Source organism: Lactococcus lactis (assembly GCF_029023865.1).
GTDB classification, from domain to species: domain Bacteria; phylum Bacillota; class Bacilli; order Lactobacillales; family Streptococcaceae; genus Lactococcus; species Lactococcus lactis.
Genome location: NZ_CP118969.1, coordinates 446,690 through 463,409, shown reverse-complemented (window position 1 = coordinate 463,409; position 16,720 = coordinate 446,690). Strand labels below are relative to the sequence as shown.

Annotated in this window: 33 protein-coding genes; 1 reads left to right on the top strand and 32 read right to left on the bottom strand. The window is 34.3% G+C overall.

Going from position 1 to position 16,720, the window contains the following annotated elements; translation table 11 throughout:
• Positions 1-52 precede the first annotated feature (52 nt).
• From PYW37_RS13305 to PYW37_RS02400, 19 genes are all read right to left on the bottom strand, one after another.
• Positions 53-190, bottom strand: coding sequence for a hypothetical protein (locus PYW37_RS13305; RefSeq protein ID WP_159101068.1), 138 nt, complete (start codon positions 188-190; stop codon positions 53-55).
• Positions 184-615: a hypothetical protein gene (locus PYW37_RS02485; RefSeq protein WP_032944888.1), complete on the bottom strand. Its 432-nt coding sequence runs from the start codon at positions 613-615 to the stop codon at positions 184-186. The genes PYW37_RS13305 and PYW37_RS02485 overlap by 7 nt, the downstream gene beginning before the upstream one ends.
• A gap of 71 nt (positions 616-686) precedes the next feature.
• On the bottom strand, positions 687-899 hold the full coding sequence (locus PYW37_RS02480) for a hypothetical protein (RefSeq protein ID WP_023189087.1): 213 nt from the start codon (positions 897-899) through the stop codon (positions 687-689).
• The gene (gene gpG / locus PYW37_RS02475) at positions 896-1,213 is read right to left on the bottom strand and encodes a phage tail assembly chaperone G (protein WP_023189088.1); all 318 of its coding nucleotides are present in this window, start codon (positions 1,211-1,213) and stop codon (positions 896-898) included. The genes PYW37_RS02480 and gpG overlap by 4 nt, the downstream gene beginning before the upstream one ends.
• Before the next feature lie 5 nt (positions 1,214-1,218).
• Positions 1,219-1,875 (bottom strand): major tail protein, encoded by a 657-nt coding sequence (locus tag PYW37_RS02470; protein WP_159101069.1) that lies wholly within the window; start codon positions 1,873-1,875, stop codon positions 1,219-1,221.
• Positions 1,823-2,212 (bottom strand): hypothetical protein, encoded by a 390-nt coding sequence (locus PYW37_RS02465; RefSeq protein WP_023189090.1) that lies wholly within the window; start codon positions 2,210-2,212, stop codon positions 1,823-1,825. The genes PYW37_RS02470 and PYW37_RS02465 overlap by 53 nt, the downstream gene beginning before the upstream one ends.
• On the bottom strand, positions 2,209-2,613 hold the full coding sequence (locus PYW37_RS02460; protein ID WP_023189091.1) for an HK97 gp10 family phage protein: 405 nt from the start codon (positions 2,611-2,613) through the stop codon (positions 2,209-2,211). The genes PYW37_RS02465 and PYW37_RS02460 overlap by 4 nt, the downstream gene beginning before the upstream one ends.
• The gene (locus tag PYW37_RS02455) at positions 2,606-2,992 is read right to left on the bottom strand and encodes a hypothetical protein (protein WP_025017183.1); all 387 of its coding nucleotides are present in this window, start codon (positions 2,990-2,992) and stop codon (positions 2,606-2,608) included. Before PYW37_RS02455 ends, PYW37_RS02460 begins: the two co-directional genes overlap by 8 nt.
• A complete protein-coding gene (locus PYW37_RS02450; RefSeq protein ID WP_023189093.1) occupies positions 2,958-3,290 on the bottom strand; it encodes a hypothetical protein in 333 nt (110 codons plus the stop codon). Before PYW37_RS02450 ends, PYW37_RS02455 begins: the two co-directional genes overlap by 35 nt.
• A 48-nt stretch (positions 3,291-3,338) precedes the next feature.
• Positions 3,339-4,460: a phage major capsid protein gene (locus PYW37_RS02445; protein WP_023189094.1), complete on the bottom strand. Its 1,122-nt coding sequence runs from the start codon at positions 4,458-4,460 to the stop codon at positions 3,339-3,341.
• Positions 4,460-4,909 (bottom strand): ATP-dependent Clp protease proteolytic subunit, encoded by a 450-nt coding sequence (locus tag PYW37_RS02440; protein WP_052484086.1) that lies wholly within the window; start codon positions 4,907-4,909, stop codon positions 4,460-4,462. The genes PYW37_RS02445 and PYW37_RS02440 overlap by 1 nt, the downstream gene beginning before the upstream one ends.
• A gap of 11 nt (positions 4,910-4,920) precedes the next feature.
• Positions 4,921-5,226 carry an ATP-dependent Clp protease proteolytic subunit gene (locus tag PYW37_RS02435; RefSeq protein ID WP_050428203.1) on the bottom strand — a complete coding sequence of 102 codons (306 nt, stop codon included), beginning with the start codon at positions 5,224-5,226 and terminating at the stop codon, positions 4,921-4,923.
• A complete protein-coding gene (locus PYW37_RS02430; RefSeq protein ID WP_025017184.1) occupies positions 5,213-6,406 on the bottom strand; it encodes a phage portal protein in 1,194 nt (397 codons plus the stop codon). The genes PYW37_RS02435 and PYW37_RS02430 overlap by 14 nt, the downstream gene beginning before the upstream one ends.
• 258 nt (positions 6,407-6,664) lie before the next feature.
• Positions 6,665-7,294, bottom strand: a complete 630-nt coding sequence (locus tag PYW37_RS02425; RefSeq protein WP_023189097.1) for a hypothetical protein — start codon at positions 7,292-7,294, stop codon at positions 6,665-6,667.
• An 80-nt stretch (positions 7,295-7,374) separates the two neighbouring features.
• The gene (locus tag PYW37_RS02420) at positions 7,375-9,114 is read right to left on the bottom strand and encodes a terminase TerL endonuclease subunit (protein WP_023189098.1); all 1,740 of its coding nucleotides are present in this window, start codon (positions 9,112-9,114) and stop codon (positions 7,375-7,377) included.
• Complete coding sequence (locus PYW37_RS02415; RefSeq protein ID WP_023189099.1) at positions 9,104-9,415, bottom strand: P27 family phage terminase small subunit; 312 nt, start codon at positions 9,413-9,415, stop codon at positions 9,104-9,106. The genes PYW37_RS02420 and PYW37_RS02415 overlap by 11 nt, the downstream gene beginning before the upstream one ends.
• 142 nt (positions 9,416-9,557) lie before the next feature.
• A complete protein-coding gene (locus PYW37_RS02410; RefSeq protein WP_031560811.1) occupies positions 9,558-9,857 on the bottom strand; it encodes an HNH endonuclease in 300 nt (99 codons plus the stop codon).
• Positions 9,858-9,905: 48 nt separating this feature from the next.
• A complete protein-coding gene (locus PYW37_RS02405) occupies positions 9,906-10,205 on the bottom strand; it encodes a hypothetical protein (protein ID WP_023189100.1) in 300 nt (99 codons plus the stop codon).
• A gap of 76 nt (positions 10,206-10,281) precedes the next feature.
• Entirely contained in the window at positions 10,282-10,935 is a 654-nt protein-coding gene (locus PYW37_RS02400; RefSeq protein WP_025017186.1) for an SPFH domain-containing protein, read from the bottom strand.
• Between the two features lie 789 nt (positions 10,936-11,724).
• Between PYW37_RS02400 and PYW37_RS02395 the strand changes: the two genes are divergently transcribed.
• Positions 11,725-11,934: a hypothetical protein gene (locus tag PYW37_RS02395; RefSeq protein WP_021722221.1), complete on the top strand. Its 210-nt coding sequence runs from the start codon at positions 11,725-11,727 to the stop codon at positions 11,932-11,934.
• Between the two features lie 51 nt (positions 11,935-11,985).
• On the opposite strand, the gene PYW37_RS02390 is transcribed toward PYW37_RS02395, so the two are convergent.
• The 13 genes from PYW37_RS02390 to PYW37_RS02335 form a co-directional block, all read right to left on the bottom strand.
• Positions 11,986-12,231 carry a DUF1660 domain-containing protein gene (locus PYW37_RS02390; protein WP_032944896.1) on the bottom strand — a complete coding sequence of 82 codons (246 nt, stop codon included), beginning with the start codon at positions 12,229-12,231 and terminating at the stop codon, positions 11,986-11,988.
• Positions 12,228-12,470 carry a hypothetical protein gene (locus PYW37_RS02385; protein ID WP_044009686.1) on the bottom strand — a complete coding sequence of 81 codons (243 nt, stop codon included), beginning with the start codon at positions 12,468-12,470 and terminating at the stop codon, positions 12,228-12,230. Before PYW37_RS02385 ends, PYW37_RS02390 begins: the two co-directional genes overlap by 4 nt.
• A 46-nt stretch (positions 12,471-12,516) precedes the next feature.
• Positions 12,517-12,681: a hypothetical protein gene (locus PYW37_RS02380; protein ID WP_010905361.1), complete on the bottom strand. Its 165-nt coding sequence runs from the start codon at positions 12,679-12,681 to the stop codon at positions 12,517-12,519.
• 68 nt (positions 12,682-12,749) lie between these two features.
• Positions 12,750-13,034 carry a hypothetical protein gene (locus PYW37_RS02375; RefSeq protein WP_023189103.1) on the bottom strand — a complete coding sequence of 95 codons (285 nt, stop codon included), beginning with the start codon at positions 13,032-13,034 and terminating at the stop codon, positions 12,750-12,752.
• A 2-nt stretch (positions 13,035-13,036) separates the two neighbouring features.
• Entirely contained in the window at positions 13,037-13,567 is a 531-nt protein-coding gene (locus tag PYW37_RS02370; RefSeq protein WP_059232546.1) for an HNH endonuclease, read from the bottom strand.
• 18 nt (positions 13,568-13,585) lie between these two features.
• On the bottom strand, positions 13,586-14,005 hold the full coding sequence (dut, locus tag PYW37_RS02365; protein WP_044009719.1) for a dUTP diphosphatase: 420 nt from the start codon (positions 14,003-14,005) through the stop codon (positions 13,586-13,588).
• On the bottom strand, positions 14,002-14,523 hold the full coding sequence (locus PYW37_RS02360; protein WP_044009720.1) for a DUF1642 domain-containing protein: 522 nt from the start codon (positions 14,521-14,523) through the stop codon (positions 14,002-14,004). The genes dut and PYW37_RS02360 overlap by 4 nt, the downstream gene beginning before the upstream one ends.
• On the bottom strand, positions 14,516-14,677 hold the full coding sequence (locus PYW37_RS13300; RefSeq protein WP_394325842.1) for a DUF1125 domain-containing protein: 162 nt from the start codon (positions 14,675-14,677) through the stop codon (positions 14,516-14,518). The genes PYW37_RS02360 and PYW37_RS13300 overlap by 8 nt, the downstream gene beginning before the upstream one ends.
• Before the next feature lie 41 nt (positions 14,678-14,718).
• The gene (locus tag PYW37_RS02355) at positions 14,719-14,925 is read right to left on the bottom strand and encodes a hypothetical protein (protein WP_044009721.1); all 207 of its coding nucleotides are present in this window, start codon (positions 14,923-14,925) and stop codon (positions 14,719-14,721) included.
• An 8-nt stretch (positions 14,926-14,933) separates the two neighbouring features.
• Complete coding sequence (locus PYW37_RS02350) at positions 14,934-15,140, bottom strand: hypothetical protein (RefSeq protein ID WP_014570535.1); 207 nt, start codon at positions 15,138-15,140, stop codon at positions 14,934-14,936.
• A gap of 107 nt (positions 15,141-15,247) precedes the next feature.
• Positions 15,248-15,658 carry a RusA family crossover junction endodeoxyribonuclease gene (locus PYW37_RS02345; RefSeq protein WP_025017292.1) on the bottom strand — a complete coding sequence of 137 codons (411 nt, stop codon included), beginning with the start codon at positions 15,656-15,658 and terminating at the stop codon, positions 15,248-15,250.
• Positions 15,648-15,812, bottom strand: a complete 165-nt coding sequence (locus PYW37_RS02340; protein WP_058222360.1) for a hypothetical protein — start codon at positions 15,810-15,812, stop codon at positions 15,648-15,650. The genes PYW37_RS02345 and PYW37_RS02340 overlap by 11 nt, the downstream gene beginning before the upstream one ends.
• 8 nt (positions 15,813-15,820) lie before the next feature.
• Positions 15,821-16,711, bottom strand: a complete 891-nt coding sequence (locus PYW37_RS02335; protein WP_023164371.1) for an ATP-binding protein — start codon at positions 16,709-16,711, stop codon at positions 15,821-15,823.
• Between the last annotated feature and the right edge of the window lie 9 nt (positions 16,712-16,720).

Here is a 16,720-nt window from a genome sequence, read left to right as displayed (position 1 = left end):
TAATTCAAGGATAAACAAAAAACGCCCTTAAAAAGTAGCGTTTTTATATTAGTTATCCATTAAAAACTTGTCGTTCCATAGTTACTAGAATCTCACCGTGACTATTCCCTGTCATTATACCTTCTTGTCGCCATGTGTTTTCCACCATAGATATTACTTTCCAGCCTTGTCTAGCAAATGCGTTTAACATTTCCTCCATAGGTTTTTTTTTGTATCTCCAATCATCATACGATCACGAAACTTCAATACCTTATATTCAAACTTAGGAAGATTGGTGTAAAATTCTTTAATTCTTTCGTTTTGTATATCTTTATCTTTATTGGATATTTCTATTTTTGTTAATTCTTGTAGAGCATTTCTTTGGCTCTGTAACTCTTCTAAATCTATATTTACATCTTTTAAAAAATCTACAAAATTAATCTGAGAGTGCAAAAGAAAATTATAACTTAAAAGTTTACTTACTATTTCTTTAACTCCTTCTTGAGTTATGTCTATAGCAATTACATTTTTACTATTTTCTATGAATTTGTTGTATAAGTCTTTGTCTGCGAATATAGGTTTTTTTATATTAATTGCAGTCTCTTTAACCTCATCAAAAAAATATCTAATTTCCATATCATACTCCAGTATTTTTTATTTAATTATATCTCTTTTTTAAATAAAAAAACAGCTCATAAGAGCTATTTTTAATTTAATGACTGCCCAAATTCCCAAAGCGATAATACTTTTTCTTGTTTAGGCTCATCTACGCTACCATCTTTTGATATAATTTTTGCACCAACCACAGAAACAACTGTAGAAAAATCATTACTAAGGATATCTGCCAAAGTATATGAACCAGTCGATACTAGCGTTTTTACAAAGTCTAGAAATTCAGAACGAGCTTCTGAGACTGTCATTGTTCCTTTTTTTCGTCACCCGTAACTTCTTTTGAACCAGTAATCGTTTCAAAAACATCTTTAATGAAATTTTGCAATCCCCAAGCAGGTACACTTGCCAAAATTGATTCTTCTGTTACCTTTGAACTATCGAATAAACCAGCGATGAAATTAATCCGTTTTTTATAAACGTCTGAAATAGACATCTTATCCACGTTTTTTTCAATTTCAACTGCCATATCCCAATAATCAAGAAGTTTTTGACCGCTAACATGTTCTTGAGTAACAGTAAACTCACCATCTTTATCACGAAGAGTAATTGATAACTTAGTCATTTATTTCACCCTCCTGCTACCATTAAAGCATCAGCTTTAATTTCTGCAATACCAGTTGCATCAGTAGGAGCTCCAGTTCCTACAAAGGTAGAGTAGTACAATCCGTTGTCATCAGAACCAATGGCAAAGCTAATAGCTTCTGATGGAAGTTCACCTTGTTTACCTTGTACTGTATTAAACTCAAGACCATCAGAAGAGAACATTCCATCCACAAATGCCATTAAATATGGATGGCCTTGAGGTGTTACATCTTCCAATAGAATCGAACAATATGGAGAAGTGCGATCTGCAGTAGCTTTGTATACACCATTAGAAGATGCAACAATTCCAAGCACTGCATTTTTAATTTTTTCAGGGAAGTCCATGATATCGAACTCAACTTTACCATCTCCAACTCCTTTTCCTGAAATGGAGTATACTTTATTTGAAGAATAAGATTTTACGGCATCAACCGCTAATCCTGATACTTTAGCGGAAACCATACCACCATTATCTTTTTTCCCCTCGATAACAAACTGAGTTTTATCAGGAACTGCAGTTTTACCATCTTTTATCCGAATTGTTAAACGTTTAAAACCAATAGGTACTGACATTTTTTTCTCCTTATTTTCAATAATTTTCGTAAAGATTGCTATTGCCTTCATAAAACCGAGCATCCACATATCTTTTTGTATCGCTAAAATATTCATCTAGTCCGCCATTCATCTGAAAGAATCCTTTTGTTTTTAGAATATTTTCAACTGTATTTTGTAATTTTTTTACTGTTAATCGGTCAATTGCCTCTATGCTGACTTGATAAACAAAATGTTTAGCTAGTGAATCATTGCTACTCATAGCTGTTTGTTCTGGTGGACCAGTCGGAGTAATTGTTATACTTGTTGAGCTTTCAGATAAATTTTCATATCTTGAATAACTTTTAAGCCCACCTGTTCTTTGAATTGCTAGAATATCAGAGTCATTAGCTAAAGCTTGCATAAGTTCACTTAGCATATCATTCATTTTAGCAACTCCTTCAAATTAGCTTGCGCTGTCTTAACAAATTTTTGTCCTTGAGCATTTGAAAATCTTTGTAAAGCACCAAAACTTTTATAACGATATGATTTACCATTTCTGACAAAGCCATTATTTTCAAGATGGACAAGTCTCCAATGCTTACCGTTGTTACCTATCTTTATGACGGGGAATCCTGATGTTCTAGAAACATTCCCTCGAACAACACCAGCTACTGTATCACCAGAATTTGCAAATTGAGAAAGGGTACTCTTTAAATCAACTACAGCTTCATCCGCGGCTGCTTTAAGTGCATCACTTTCTATCTTCTTCACACGAGTTTCACTAAACTTTTCTCTCAATTTTGCTTCAATTTCTTCAAACCCTTTGATTGTCATTGAACTACTCATTAAGATTCGTCCCTCCTAGAATTATTTTCAAGAAAGTTCGGTCATGAAAATCAGGCTGAATGTCTACTATTCCCCATACCTGACCTGAATATCTAGGATCATCAATAATAACCTTGTCATCATTTTTAGGTTGATAACTCGTTAAGGGATCGCGAATTTTTATCGTTGCTCCATTCTTAACATTTTGGCTTCCTAAGATGCTCAAATCTTTATTGCTTGGGCTATACACATCCGCAAGTGTTTTAAACTTTTCAATCAGTTCTCCACCTCTTCCATCAAAAGAGGTATCAATACCTACTCGTTTAAAAGTAACTGAAGTTCGCATCGTTCCATTGTTCGTTCGGTTAGAAGATTGAAGAACTTTCTGCGATTTTATCATCACTTTCCTCGCTTTCTTCAGGTTGATTAGCTAGAAAAACGTCACGAATGTTTTGAGCATAATTCTCTTTAAACTCATCAAGTGCATCATTGTAAGTATAGCGTGAACGCTCATAGATTAACTCCTCAACTTCGGGGTCAGTAGCATTAGATACACCAACCAACCGAAGAATTGAAGTATAAGAGGCAATGAGCATTTTTGTTAAATTGACAAGTTCATCAGGATCTTCTGTATTAATTCTCATCCTTTGTTTAAAAGATTTAAGATGACCATCCGCCCAAGTTTCCGCATTGCTCATTTACTTCTCCTTTACTATTAAGCTTCTGTGACTTTAACTGGGGCAGCATTAGCCTTTAACAAGTTTTACAACCTGAGCTGTATTATTGTCGTAAGCTTTTCCGTAGTAGAAAGCTTTGACAGTATAAAGTTGCAAGTCTTCGAGAGCGAAAGTTTGGTCAAACTCTTGCATTCTTGTTCCGCCCATATAAGCCCAGTAGCGGTTAGCCGCAAAGATTACTGCTTTTCCTTTTGGCACTGCAACGGATTGAACAATTTCAACACCGAAAGGTAAAACAGTTACCCAAACACCGTTATCCGTGAGATACATGAATTTAGCAAGAGTAGAGTAATAGTCATCAGGATTAACTAACATTTTTACTTGTCCAGAGATATTTACTGTGATGTTTTTTTCGTTTTTAGAGAGAGCTTGCATTACAGGGGCGATTTTTTCTGCTGCATTGTCAGGATCAATATCAGACCAATCTGCAAAATCGGCTTTATCTGGATACGTTGTTACATTACTCTTGATAGCGCCTTTAGAGAGATCCTTCATCAATCCAATAGGTTTTTTATTTCCATCTCCTGCAACTAAAGCTGTTTCGAGTGCCACAGCCATCGCTTCAGACATTTGAATGATAATAAATGATTTCAACCAGTCATAACCATTTTCAAGAGCATCTTTAGGGATTGCGACAAAAGCAGTTAATTTGTTTTGAGAGAAGTCTACTTCGTGGAAAGTTTGTGTTAATTGACCTTTAATATCATCAAAAACTTCTCCCCAAACAGCCGTACCGCCATCATAAATTGAATTTGCAACCGTAGCTCTCATTTTCAATCCGGCGCTTTGGAATTTGATAATATCTAAAAGCGGATGAGCGTTTTGTAATTCAAGGAACACTTGGTTCATGATTTCAAGAGGCAAGGTCACTTCTGGTTTCCCTACGCCAGAAGTAATATCATTAAAGAATTTAGTTTCATTTTCAGAAAGTCCATTAGTTGGACGCGAAGCCATTAATTCGTTGATTTTATCTGATGTTGAAGCATTCATGTTTTCCATAATTTCAGCTCCAAGAGTGTTCATCATTTTGTCAAAAGCTTTAGATTGTGCTGCTTCATCTGCACCCTCTTTTACTGCATTAGTATATTTCTCTACAGCCGCTGTGTAATTAGGTAGTTTTGTGTAATCCATTATTTAATTCCTCCAAATTTAAATAGTTGATTTTTAAGCGGCTTGTCTGCCGAGTTATTAGCTTCAAATTCTGCTTTTACTGCAGCTATTTTTTCATCAATTAAATTTTTGATTGACTCCATTTGCTCAGGATTGATTTCAATATTCATTGTTGATTCTTTGTCATTCTGCATAAGGGCGTTTATTTTAGAGACAGCCTCATCAGAAAGTAGTAAATCGTCACTAGCAACCATCATTGGTGTGGACTCGAACATGATTTCATCAACCAATCCTGCTTCTTTAGCTTGCTTGGCGTTATACCATGTTGTTGCATCCATTAATTCTTTTACTTCGTCAATGCTCTTATTCATTTTTTGAGCATACATTTCAGCAAAACCTTCACTAAGATTTTTTGAAGCACCAGCTTCATTACCTAAATCGCGATAATCGCCTTGTGCACCTGACTGCACATTGTGTATCATTACTGATGCACTGGAGAAATTGCAACATGATCTGCGCCAAGCATGACGATTGTAGCTGCACTGGCACTATTTCCAGTTATTTCAACGTTTACTTTACCTGGATATTTTTTTAACGCAGTATACATATCGCTTGCAGCAGTAATTTCTCCGCCACCTGAACTCATAGAAAGAAGAACATCTTCTCCTTTTGCATTTTCTAAAAAATCTGTCATAGTTTTAGGAGTAACATTGCTGCGTTTAATAAAGTCATATACTGGACCAAGCGCATCAGGAATTATAGTCCCATTAAACTTAAGTGTCTTCACTATTTTTTCCTTTCTCTTCATAATTTTTTGTCATAATAAATCTGTCTCCGTCTGGTATTGGTGGTAAATTAGAAGCCTCACGAACTTCATTAATTTTCACTACACCGCTGGATCCAACTTTATCAATCGCATCTGCACGGTCAAGAATATTAATCGTTTTAAAGCCAGTCATTTGTAAGGTATTCCCATTCATAAAACCTGATTCTTTTATTAACAAACTGGCAAATCCTTCAGATAACTTGTTTCCAAGTGGAATTGCTGCAGATTCAATTGCTAAATCTAAATTCTCAGAGTTATTTGCAGTCTCTCCAAGAACTAAAGCTGGTGGAATTCCTAGCAATCCAGCTATTTCACCAATAAAAATCTTCTTTAATGTCCCAAAATCCGTGATTTGATTTTGAAGCGTTGCTGATTTACTAGAAGAAATTTCATCATAAGCAGATTGTGCTTTACCATTGTCGGGGACGAATACAATAGGATCTGTGAGTAAACTTTGAGATAAAGTTGTCGCAAATTGTTTTTGAACTTTTTTTTGCTCATCTTCTTCAAGTTTGGTATTGACGGGAATACTTAACTTGGCTCTCAACTGACCAACTCGCAGTTGATTGGTAATTAATATTCCAAACAATTTCCCATAATCTTCCCACAGACTATCAATATATTTTTTTATTCCAATATTGTCATTATCCAAATGGAAACAGTCAACTCCTTGAGTAAATACTCTATCAAAATACTTTTGAGCATACGGACCAGAATTTGGAGCATTTGCGACATTACTACTTGAAAAATTAATCGTTACACCAGAATAGGTATTTCCATCTAATGAGTAGTTTGTAACAAAGCTATCAGCGACATAAAATTTATCATTATCTCTGATAACTAATAATTCGCCATTGAGTAGCTTTTTTACCATTGCTACTTTAAATTCACTGGCAGTTTGATTTGGATTAGGCTTTACATTTAAAGCATAATTAAAATCTGAATCTGTAATAGAACTTTCATTCTTAAATACAAATTTTCCTTTAGAAATTAATCGTGCCAAGTAACTTACACATGATTCTAAAGCAGCATTTTTCATTCCTAGGGTAGCTTGTGCATTAAATAAGGCTGTGTAACCAGAAACATCAGTATTTTCACTTTTGCTTTTAACCGACGCCCAAATGTCTGAAAATAGTCCCACATTTTCTCCTTTCCGTACTTTTAATTCAAGTTTAATGGAAAAGTAGAGCGAAAAAGTAGCGTTTTTATAAATAAAAGCCGCCCAAGTGGACGACTTATAAAATAATAATTATTTTTAAAAGTGACATGCTATAATAATTATGGATAATGTTTACCGACGTTTATTCAAATATTATAGAAAGGAGAGTGCAAATGGCTGAAAAAACAATACCGAAACCAAATGACGGTTCTTCTGAGCTGCATTATAACGGCGGAACGTCTACAGTTTCCCGTCCTGCTCGTTCGTCAGCTCCGCCTCAACCAAAAGCGGAAAAGAAATAATTTTTATCTTTTTATCGAAGTTGACATATATATCAGCTTCGATATTTTTATTTTCTATATAATCTAGCAAATCTTTTTCACTTTTTATCCTACAGAATTCTTCATTACCATAAAAGTTATAATTGATGATTGAAAAATCTTCATTTATTCCATTTTTAGAACCTCTGTAACCAGATGTTATTAATATATTATCTGGTATAGAAAAGATAAACATCGGGAAACTATCTTTCTTCTCAAAAAACTTATCCTGTACTTTAGTATTACTTATATCAGGTACACCATAGATACTTCTAATCCAATTTGTAAGAATAAATAATTTTCGTGAGATAAGTGGGAAAAACAAAGTTAAGACTATTGAAATAGAGGTTGCAATCAAAATTGATGGTACAAGTTTAAAATACAATGATAACAATAAGTAAGTTCCATAATTCATTGATGAGTATAGTAAAATCATTAACTTTTTATCTGATTCTGAACCAAAATCAGGATTATCTATTCTTGAGTATATAAGAAAATTTAAATAACCTAATCCTCCAAGTGCCAGTACTGGCTGTATTAATTCATTCATGTCTGCCTACTTTCTTAAATGTTATTTCTCCATCTATTATAAGACATTATCTAATATTTTCACTCTAAAAAAGTATCGTTTTATCCCATAAACCAACCCAAATTATCATAGAAATCAGCTGTATCTACTTCATTTAGTAAATCAGCCTTAAACATTGCTGCTTCAAAAGCTTTAAATCCATCTGTTTTTCGTCTGACATCTTCTTTTTTGATATATTCCACATTCCCATCTTTTTTCAAATGTCTAAGTACATTATTTGTGTACCAACGCATCATGTCATTATCACCAAAATTAATTTTTTGATTGGCGAAACTATCCTCAATTACCGTTGATAATTGCGCATCAATAGCCCTAAAGTTGCGAATAACTTCCACACGATAACCGAGCGGTTCTTCAAATTTACCATTCCAAGAGACTTCAAACCCAGCTTCTTCAAATTTAGGTTGTAAATACTCCCTCATTTTATAGCCATCTCCACAAATAGTTTGGAATTCATAACCTTCTTCATCACGCATACGAACAAACCAATCTACAACGTGCTGTGCATCCATTGACGGTTCATCTAATACTGTGAGCAATCCCTCATCTTCCCATTGCCTAATCGGGGCAAATCGTCGCTTACCATTAACATTTTCATTTGGCTTTGAATAGCTATATATTCTATCAACAAATTCTTTACGAACAAATGAATGAGATTTGAAAACATAATCCCCATCAACCTTAAATAATGCACCAACTGCAATAAAGTCACGGGTAGAGGCAAAGTCAAATCCCCCAACTGCAGGTAGATTTCTTAATTCTGGAAATTCTTTTTTGGTTGCTTTCAATTCTTCATAAGTTGCCACGCTTCTTTCAATGTCAGTAACCGGCAAATTCATACGTTTGGTCATAAATTCATCACGCCCACTCGGATTTACTTCCAGTTTCTTATATTGCTTTGTAACCTTTTTATACAATCTTTTCGCATAACTGCTCATTGGAAGAGTAAACATAGGATTAGCCATTTCCCAATTTGTTGGATCATCGACTTCTTGCTCATCGTTCAGTTTGCAAATAAAAGGAAATAATTCATCAAAATCAGCATCACCTTTGAGTACTTTATGAGCTAATTCCTTCATTTCATCAATGAATCCCTCGCGAACAAATCCATCTGTTCCGATATAGAACTCTCTTGGATTAGCAACTTTCCCCAAACCAGAAATATAAACATCTGTTACTTTATGGTCTTCATATTGGTGTATTTCATCAAATACTACTGCACCGTCACGCAAACCATCTTTTGTATTTCCATTGCTTGTCTTATAGCGAATAATAGACTGGGTTTTGCGATTTTTGATTTCTTTTTTACCCCAAGAAAACATTCTTTGAAGTTTTTCATTCATCTCAATTGTGTCGTAGATTTCTTCAAAGCTCATTTTAGCTTGATCTTCACTATTTGCGACAAGCGAAATATGATATTTGGGAATTCCGTGCATTGGAGTTTGCAAGTAGTTAGTTACTCCAGAGATTAAACCATTCTTACCGCCACCACGCCCCATCATGATTAAAAATTGTTCAAAAACAATATCATTCCCATCACTCCAAAATAAAAAAATGAAACTAATAATAAATTTTTGAAAGTCCTCTAGTTTAAAATAAAATGTTTCGATATATCTGATACATTTATTTATTTGACTTTCATCAAAGTGAATCTCTTTTCTTTCAAGACGAGGTTCAATTTCTCTAGCGATATATTCAACAAGTTCTATACGTTCCTTGTTAAGTTTTACTTTTTGAGCATGATAAGAATTGATATAATCACTGACATATTTAATCAGCATATAAATCTTCCTCATTAAAATCATTATTTTTGCCCTTTTCGGCTCGTTTTTCCTCGAAAAATTCATCCAATTTTATAAGAGCTGTATTAATTTTTACTTTCTCAGAAATGGCAGGGTTTGGTTTCAAAAATTCTTGATTACCATTAACGACTTTTATCATCGTTCCATCTTTAGAAATAGATTTATCAAGGTTTCTGGATATTCTAACCAAACTACAATATCTCTCCACCTTTTCGATTTCTGAAGCTGATTTTTCATTAATTAGCCCTAATAATTCTATTTCAAGTTTGCTTTTTGCCATGGTTACCCCCCCCTTTCAAAAAAATAGCTTTATTTTTGGTTAAAAGACCCCAACCGGTCTGTGGTAAATTTGGAAATAGACCCAATTTTTTTAGACCCGGGGGTACTTTCATAAAATTTATCGGAATTTCCGAACAATAAAATTAAAATTCAAACGTTTCATCATCAAACTGTTTGTCCTTGTGTCTGTTATGTCTGATGTTGTGGCAGTCATGACACAAGGTACGAAGGTTACTAGGCTCTAGTGCAAGCTCTGGATGGTACTCAAGCTCCTTGATATGATCTATCTCTAGTGTCGCAGTCTTAGCTGTTGTTACTTTGCCTTCTGCTTTGCACCACTGACATTCATTGTTATCGCGCTTGAGTATCTGTTCTCTCATACGCCTCCATGCTCCTGAGCAATAGAACCTGTGCCTTGCCTTTGGTGTGCTCACATCTATCATGATTCAATCGTAAAACAAAAACGCTACGAAAAAGTAGCGTTCTTTATATTATTCATGAAACATCTTAAGTAAATGACCGCCGTCATATTTCTCAGCAAACTGTTGCGTTGCTTTATTATTTCTAGCAATGACTGCAGTCTTTGAGTAATACATATTCATTGTGATCTTAATGATTCCCCAGCCATCAATATAATAACGTTTGAATATCTTACGATCATCTTCGTCTTTAATATTGTCTAATGCTTCATTGATAAGCTGAGATTGTTTGGCATTCTTCTTATTGCGAATGATAATTCTTAAGGTCATTCGAACATCATGCCATTGTGCTTTCGTCAATTCTTTTGTCATATTCTAACTCCTGTTATGTTATAATAGTATTAGAATAAATCAGTTTTTAAAGCCCATTGCCGTGGGCTTTTTATTATTAATTATTATTTGAATTAACGTTGGCATTCAATGCGTAATTGCTAGAGTTAGTCAGCTTATAACTGTTCATATAAATATTTGTAACTTTAACACCATATTTTGCTAATTCGTTCTCAATTTCTTTCTCATCTTTTGGAGTTAAAGATTGAGAATTTGCAAGTATATTATTACTGGTAATAACATTCTTAACGATTGCTCCGATAACTGTATTCTTATAGTCAGAATAGTTAGAGAGTAGATCTACCAACTTATTTGGTTGCAAATCATATACTACTTCAACACTGGCGCTTACATTGTAAGTTTTGTCTTTCATTACATTGACTGGAACAGCTTCTTTATTATTCCTAATATCTACTCGCTTTGTGTCATAAGATGGAGCTATAGCCCAGAAGTGTCTTCCAGTTTCAGTGAAAACTTTCCCAGTATATCGTCCTCCCCAACTTTTCTCTAGTGAAGCATATCCAGTTGGAACTGAAACACTTGAGAGCGCAAATATAAGCAAGAACCATACTAGGGCAATAAAGAAACCAAAAATAGAAGTGATAATAGTATTAGATACTCTATAATATCTATCACTGAATATCCAGAATAATATTGAAATGATTGTTGTGATTACAATAATAGTAATTAAAATCATAAATGAAATCCACATTTTATTTCTCCTCCAGTTGAGTTTAGCGAGTTCCTAGCTCAGTATGATATAATACGTGTGACCACAAAAAAATATAGAAAATATTTTTTATCACACCCGCTCGAACCTGGTCAATTCGGGCATTTTTATTTTGGTATGAATTATTGTTATGTGTGCTATAATGTTAATGACTAAAAATAAAAATCGAAGTAATCTTCAGTATTCCGCTCAAGCTTGGTCAGCTTGGGCTTTTTTTGTTTAATAGTGTATAATATACATTGGTCAAATATATTACACGAACTAAGTTGATAATTAGTTGCTCCATACTACTGACCAAGTGTGGAGTTTTTTAGTACCCAAACCATATAAAACGCAATATTCGAAGTAATAACCCTAAAAATATTAAGCAAATTGCTATAAATAGCAGCCACACAAAGGCATTACCAATAATTTCTCCTGATTTTTTAAACATTTTCTCCTCCAGTTGAGTTTAGCGAGTTCCTAGCTCAGTATGTGATATAATATAACTGACCGAAAATAATATAATAATAATAGAACTAAGTTGTTTACTAACTCTTGCGCTCGAATCTGGTCAACTCGGGCATTTTTATTTTGGAATAAATTATTGGTCTGTATGATATAATATAACTGACCGAAAGTAATATAATAAGTTGTTGTAAATCGTATTTCGCTCAAGCTTGGTCAGCTTGGGCATTTTTATATTTCCTTTTATTTAAATCATATTGCTTGTGCTAGACTAATAAAAGTTTTAAAATAATAGAATATAACTATTTGAAGGAGGATTTAATCATGAGTTATGTTGTAAATAAAACTGGCGACTTTAGCGGTTATCATGAAGTACACAAAGGTGCTTGCCCCAATCGTCCGACAGTCACTGATTCGTATCTTATTAATAAACAATTTGAAAATGACCTTGATGCTATGGAATATGTTAAAGAAATATATCCATCACTCCAGGTTAGACCTTGTTTATCTTGCATGGACACATCCTCACGTTAATTTTTGTTAATCCCCCGAAGCCCTTATCTTTGATTTGGGCTTTTTTTGCGTTCAATCCATGTGTTTATCAAGCCATTTTTCAGGAAACACGTTCTCTGACTCGTCAAGGTCTGAGCGGTTGAAAGATAATTCTTTGCATGATATACCAAATGCTCTGAATGCTTCTTGAGTTTTTTTGAGTCCTTTTAATAATTCAATGTCTCTAATAAACCAAACTCTTTCATCACACCAATTACAGCGTTTGTGTAGATCATAGTAAATCCACTTATGCCCGAACAGCTTACACATTAGTTTCATTGGTTGTCCTCCTCAAATACTGATTGCAAATATTCATCTGAATACGGACACCAACCTTCGTCATCAGTCATTTGTCTTTTAAGTTGTTTCCAGTTTGAAAACTGACCAATAATAGAATCGTGGTCTCCACACATTTCACAATAAACTTCAACTTCTCTTAATTCTTCTTCCGGAGTATCTTCTGACATCAGATGAAATCCTCCGCCCAAATGGTCTTCAATTACCCAGTATTTTTTCATTCAATCCCTCCCCACCAGTCATTGACCAGCGATATTAGTTTGTCGGTCATAATTTAACGGCTATCTTCCTATTACCTTTATCACGCCTTGAATTAACTGGTCTTGACCACCATTTAATAGTTGTAGGTTTAACATTTAGTAATTTAGCAAGTTCGTCAGCTGTTCCTTCTGCTATAAATTTTTCGCCTTTATATATTGCGTATTCAATCATCATCCCCTCCAATCGCTGCGAGTGCTTGCTTATAATATTTGATAGTATCATCACTGCCATTTAGTTGTTCAATGTCTTCTATAGCTTCTGTCAGTGCCTTTTTTCGCAGTGTTAAGCTGTTCTTGGAGTTTTTCAACCGAAAGTTTGCCAGTGTGAGCTGAAAGTGCCAGCTTTTCAAGCTTGTCAAATTCTTCCATAGGCATTGTGACAGTCAAAGATTTGCTTTTATCAAAATTACCAGTTAAAATATCTTCTGATTCACTATACACACGGCCTTTTTCTATCGACTCTTTATATCTTCTAGCTTCTTCTCTATAGATCTCTTCCATGCTTTTTCCTGAAATATCTGTCATTCTCACACCTCCCCAGTGCTACCAAAGTATTTACTCGTTATCTCTTTCCATACTTTGCACCTTTTTATATTATTTATTGCGCTTTTAGTAACTCCAAACATCAATGATATTTCATACATTGAAAGCTCTTTTTTTAATAAAAGTTCGCAAATTTTTTCTACATCTGTTTCGTTCAATATAGCAGCAGGATTTTTAGATCCCACACCTTTATTTTCTCTAATTGAACTGTTTTTAGAACGTCCTATCCATTCTAGGTTTGAATAGTGGTTATTTAATTTGTTACCGTCAATATGGTTAACCGTTGGGTCTTTGATATGTTTTTCAGGAAGCCCTACGTATGTTACTATCACTAAAGTTGCAACTCTTGTAAAGCAGATATTACCTCTTTTACCACCAGATAATGCTAACGATAAATAACCATCTTTATCACGTTTTGGCTTTAAAAATCCATTTTTATATTTTGAATAAACATTTCCGAACTCATCTATTTCATAAAGTCCATGCTTAATGTTTTTATAAATTAAATCTTTCATTTACTAGCTTTCTAGCTTTTAATGCTTATCAGTTGAGCCAAAACCACCTGTACGCTTTCCATTTGCGTTGTCATCGTCTGTTGTAAGGTATTTGACAAATACCCCTTGCATTATTCTTTGACCTTTAGAAATGGTTACAGGCTCTTTTGAGATGTTCATAAATAAGCCTTTAAATTCTTGCGGATAGTAATCTGAATCGATAATTCCTACTGAATTAATCAATGCAATGCCACGCTTAACTGGATTACTTGAACGGTCGTATAATTTCAATACTTCATCATCACCAAGTTGAACAGCTAGCCCAGTGCTTACCATTTTAATTTCATCAGGTTGAATCGTAACTGTTTCACTTGCTGAAATGTCATATCCTGCGCTATGTTCTGTCGCTCGTTCTGGAATAGTCGCATTTCCGTTTAGTGTTTTAAATTCTCTTGTCATTCTCCGTCCTCCACAGGCACAGCAAACTGCCAGTAACGCTCATCAATTGACTTGATTTCTTGTTCTGTTAATTTTAATGCATAAACTTTTCCTTTTGTAAATTCTGAGATTATTCCACTTTCCGCTTTTGATACGAAGGTTGAATCGCTGGTTGAATCGCTTAATCCAAAAACTTTTGGTAATTCAATATAGAACAGCTGCGGTTTTTCGACTGTGTAGCCGTCTAGCCATGCACGCAAATAATCTTCTTGGTGTTCAGAAATCCAAAATACAATATTTTGTAGTTTTTCTTCTGTAAAGCCAGTTTCTCCGTATGTTTCTGGATTTTTTAGTGGTTTAAGGCCTTTAGTTTTTAATATTTCTATCCACTCAGCCACAAACTCAGGCACGACTGGCAGGGCTTGCTGTGGTTGCCAATCTTTGAATACCGTTAGTAGTTGAGCTTTATTCCAGTAATCTCCATAATTTGTAATTATAGAAACTGGTAAATTACTTACTTCTTCTTCAAACTTAGTCATTTTTCGTGTCCTCCAAGTTAACAATTACCGTGCCACTACAATTTGTTCTGAAAATGTTTACTTCTCGATTAAGAAATGCAGAATCAAACATCTCAGTGTGGCCCCTGTAAATAAAATTAATGAGTGTTCTATCATGAGTATCTTTTAAAATCATATTTGTGCCGGCATCTAATTTTTTTAGTAAACTTTCAACTGTCATCTGTCCCAGTCCCCCTTTATAATCTCGGTTGCTAAAATACAGATATCTCCATCTTCAATCCATGGGTCTTTTATCCATTCTGCTTTAGCTTCTTCAAGTGAATCAAAACTGTCTTCGGTATAAATCGCAACTCGTTTAGGCTCTGGGAATACTAGACAGCCTTGTTGATTAACCCAGTGATATCCTTTAAATTTATATTTCATCTCATCCCTCACTTCACAACTCTGTCAAAGAGTTCACATGCATGGTATCTTCCATTTATTTTTACAATTCTAAAATCATCACGCTTAACTGATTTTTTAGTGAACTGGTCTTTTTCAACCGTTATGTATTTGTCAGTAACTTCGATAACTTTTAAGAATTTTGTGTCGCGGAAGCATATTTTATCTCCACGCCTTATTTCATTTTTGCTGAACATATTACTACCTCATATTTTAGCTTCTAAGTGCTTTTAGCTTATTCGTGATAAATTATCCGTGAAACAGTTTAAGCGCTCAATGTAACCGTAATTTTCATGATTAAATGCTATTCTGTCAGTTCTTTCACTACTAACTCAACTTTCCACATCTTTGTATCTCCAGAAAGTCCGCCATGTTCAAAACTTGTTCTGCGAATAACATTGTAATTATCATCATTCCAAATTCCAGCATCTGTCAGTCCATCAATTAATGCTTTTGATGTTGGTTCATAATTTGGTGGATCATATTTAAAGCGTTTAGGTGGATAAATCACAACGTACACATCACAACGGTGCTTCTCATGGAATTGCTCAAATACTTCTTCTGATTGGTCTAGCCATTCATGGGCTGTTCGACATGCAATCCGTCTTAAACGCTGTTTGGTGTTATTGGCAGCAATTCTTGAACCATAAGTTGTGCCTTTATTATCATTCTCATTTATCATTTCTTTTCTGAGAAAGTTAAATTCAAACTTCACTTGCTTCTCCAAATCTAACAATTGCAGGCATCTGAGCCATGCGATTAAGAATAAAAATAATCTCATGCTCAGATTTCTCTGCAAGCTTCTGCTTTTTAATTCTTCCGAGTGGGTAATGTTCGTTTTCCCACTGCTCAATGGTTATTGTTTTCATTGCTTCTCCTAGAATGGCAACTGACTAACACGCTTATCTTTAATATTTTCAAAATTGAATGCTTTTTTTCCAATACCTCTGAACAAACGGCTATATGTCCTGTTATGATATTTTTTTCTTATTTCATCACTTTTTAGATTAGTGGTAATAATAGTCTTAGTCCTTGCATCCAAAACTTCTGTCAGTAAAGACATCGACCATTCTGTTATTTTCTCGCTTCCAATATCATCAATAACTAATAAGTCAGTATTTCTAAAAACTTCCATGAAGTATTCAGTTGAATAAAAGCTGTCTTTATTATCAAAACTATCTTTGATTAAGTGAAGAACCTCTGACCAACTTGCAAAAATAACGGTTAAATCAGTATGCTGTAAACAATCTTTTAAGATGCTCATGGCTAGGTGACTTTTCCCTGTTCCTGCTGGCCCGCTTACTACAGTATTTCCCTCACCGCCAGTATAATAATATTCAGATACTTCTTTTGCGAACGCCAAAGCTCTCTTTTCTTCGTCAGTTACTGCATTAAAATTTTCAAAACTTGCTTTTTTTATTGTCATATCTCTCACAATGCTATTGCGATTAAGCCTTTTGACAAACTCAGCTTTTTTCCTACGTTTAATCACTTCTTCAGTCTCACGATAGACAACATCGGCATAACCACAGTTCATAATCAAAAAAGGTTCATGTCCACTCAATGCTGTTTTTTCGTTATTATCAAATTTATTTTTCTCTTTAAGATATTCGTAGAATTTAGAATAACTTTTTGAAACTTCATCGCTAGTCATCTTATTATCCGAAATGAATTTTTCTATTTCTGGACGAGCGATAACTTTATCAGTCATTGCATTAAATTTATTCATATCAACAAATTTTCCAATAACATCTCCGATACTTTCCATTTTTTCCTC

Bases quoted from the DNA above. Each gene is read 5' to 3' on its own strand.
- PYW37_RS02425 (WP_023189097.1), bottom strand. From the start codon at position 7,294: ATGAATGAATTAATACAGCCAGTACTGGCACTTGGAGGATTAGGTTAT.
- PYW37_RS02380 (WP_010905361.1), bottom strand. From the start codon at position 12,681: ATGATTGAATACGCAATATATAAAGGCGAAAAATTTATAGCAGAAGGA.
- PYW37_RS02385 (WP_044009686.1), bottom strand. From the start codon at position 12,470: ATGAAAAAATACTGGGTAATTGAAGACCATTTGGGCGGAGGATTTCAT.
- PYW37_RS02445 (WP_023189094.1), bottom strand. From the start codon at position 4,460: ATGGATTACACAAAACTACCTAATTACACAGCGGCTGTAGAGAAATAT.
- PYW37_RS02455 (WP_025017183.1), bottom strand. From the start codon at position 2,992: ATGATAAAATCGCAGAAAGTTCTTCAATCTTCTAACCGAACGAACAAT.
- PYW37_RS02375 (WP_023189103.1), bottom strand. From the start codon at position 13,034: ATGACAGATATTTCAGGAAAAAGCATGGAAGAGATCTATAGAGAAGAA.
- gpG (WP_023189088.1), bottom strand. From the start codon at position 1,213: ATGACTAAGTTATCAATTACTCTTCGTGATAAAGATGGTGAGTTTACT.
- PYW37_RS02450 (WP_023189093.1), bottom strand. From the start codon at position 3,290: ATGAGCAATGCGGAAACTTGGGCGGATGGTCATCTTAAATCTTTTAAA.
- PYW37_RS02340 (WP_058222360.1), bottom strand. From the start codon at position 15,812: ATGAAAACAATAACCATTGAGCAGTGGGAAAACGAACATTACCCACTC.
- PYW37_RS02415 (WP_023189099.1), bottom strand. From the start codon at position 9,415: ATGGCAAAAAGCAAACTTGAAATAGAATTATTAGGGCTAATTAATGAA.
- PYW37_RS02470 (WP_159101069.1), bottom strand. From the start codon at position 1,875: ATGTGGATGCTCGGTTTTATGAAGGCAATAGCAATCTTTACGAAAATT.
- PYW37_RS02460 (WP_023189091.1), bottom strand. From the start codon at position 2,613: ATGAGTAGTTCAATGACAATCAAAGGGTTTGAAGAAATTGAAGCAAAA.
- PYW37_RS02485 (WP_032944888.1), bottom strand. From the start codon at position 615: ATGGAAATTAGATATTTTTTTGATGAGGTTAAAGAGACTGCAATTAAT.
- PYW37_RS02420 (WP_023189098.1), bottom strand. From the start codon at position 9,114: ATGCTGATTAAATATGTCAGTGATTATATCAATTCTTATCATGCTCAA.
- PYW37_RS02360 (WP_044009720.1), bottom strand. From the start codon at position 14,523: ATGACTAAGTTTGAAGAAGAAGTAAGTAATTTACCAGTTTCTATAATT.
- PYW37_RS02355 (WP_044009721.1), bottom strand. From the start codon at position 14,925: ATGAAATATAAATTTAAAGGATATCACTGGGTTAATCAACAAGGCTGT.
- PYW37_RS02335 (WP_023164371.1), bottom strand. From the start codon at position 16,711: ATGGAAAGTATCGGAGATGTTATTGGAAAATTTGTTGATATGAATAAA.
- dut (WP_044009719.1), bottom strand. From the start codon at position 14,005: ATGACAAGAGAATTTAAAACACTAAACGGAAATGCGACTATTCCAGAA.
- PYW37_RS02465 (WP_023189090.1), bottom strand. From the start codon at position 2,212: ATGAATGATATGCTAAGTGAACTTATGCAAGCTTTAGCTAATGACTCT.
- PYW37_RS13300 (WP_394325842.1), bottom strand. From the start codon at position 14,677: ATGATTTTAAAAGATACTCATGATAGAACACTCATTAATTTTATTTAC.
- PYW37_RS02395 (WP_021722221.1), top strand. From the start codon at position 11,725: ATGAGTTATGTTGTAAATAAAACTGGCGACTTTAGCGGTTATCATGAA.
- PYW37_RS02400 (WP_025017186.1), bottom strand. From the start codon at position 10,935: ATGTGGATTTCATTTATGATTTTAATTACTATTATTGTAATCACAACA.
- PYW37_RS13305 (WP_159101068.1), bottom strand. From the start codon at position 190: ATGTTAAACGCATTTGCTAGACAAGGCTGGAAAGTAATATCTATGGTG.
- PYW37_RS02350 (WP_014570535.1), bottom strand. From the start codon at position 15,140: ATGTTCAGCAAAAATGAAATAAGGCGTGGAGATAAAATATGCTTCCGC.
- PYW37_RS02390 (WP_032944896.1), bottom strand. From the start codon at position 12,231: ATGAAACTAATGTGTAAGCTGTTCGGGCATAAGTGGATTTACTATGAT.
- PYW37_RS02370 (WP_059232546.1), bottom strand. From the start codon at position 13,567: ATGAAAGATTTAATTTATAAAAACATTAAGCATGGACTTTATGAAATA.
- PYW37_RS02480 (WP_023189087.1), bottom strand. From the start codon at position 899: ATGACAGTCTCAGAAGCTCGTTCTGAATTTCTAGACTTTGTAAAAACG.
- PYW37_RS02410 (WP_031560811.1), bottom strand. From the start codon at position 9,857: ATGATAGATGTGAGCACACCAAAGGCAAGGCACAGGTTCTATTGCTCA.
- PYW37_RS02405 (WP_023189100.1), bottom strand. From the start codon at position 10,205: ATGACAAAAGAATTGACGAAAGCACAATGGCATGATGTTCGAATGACC.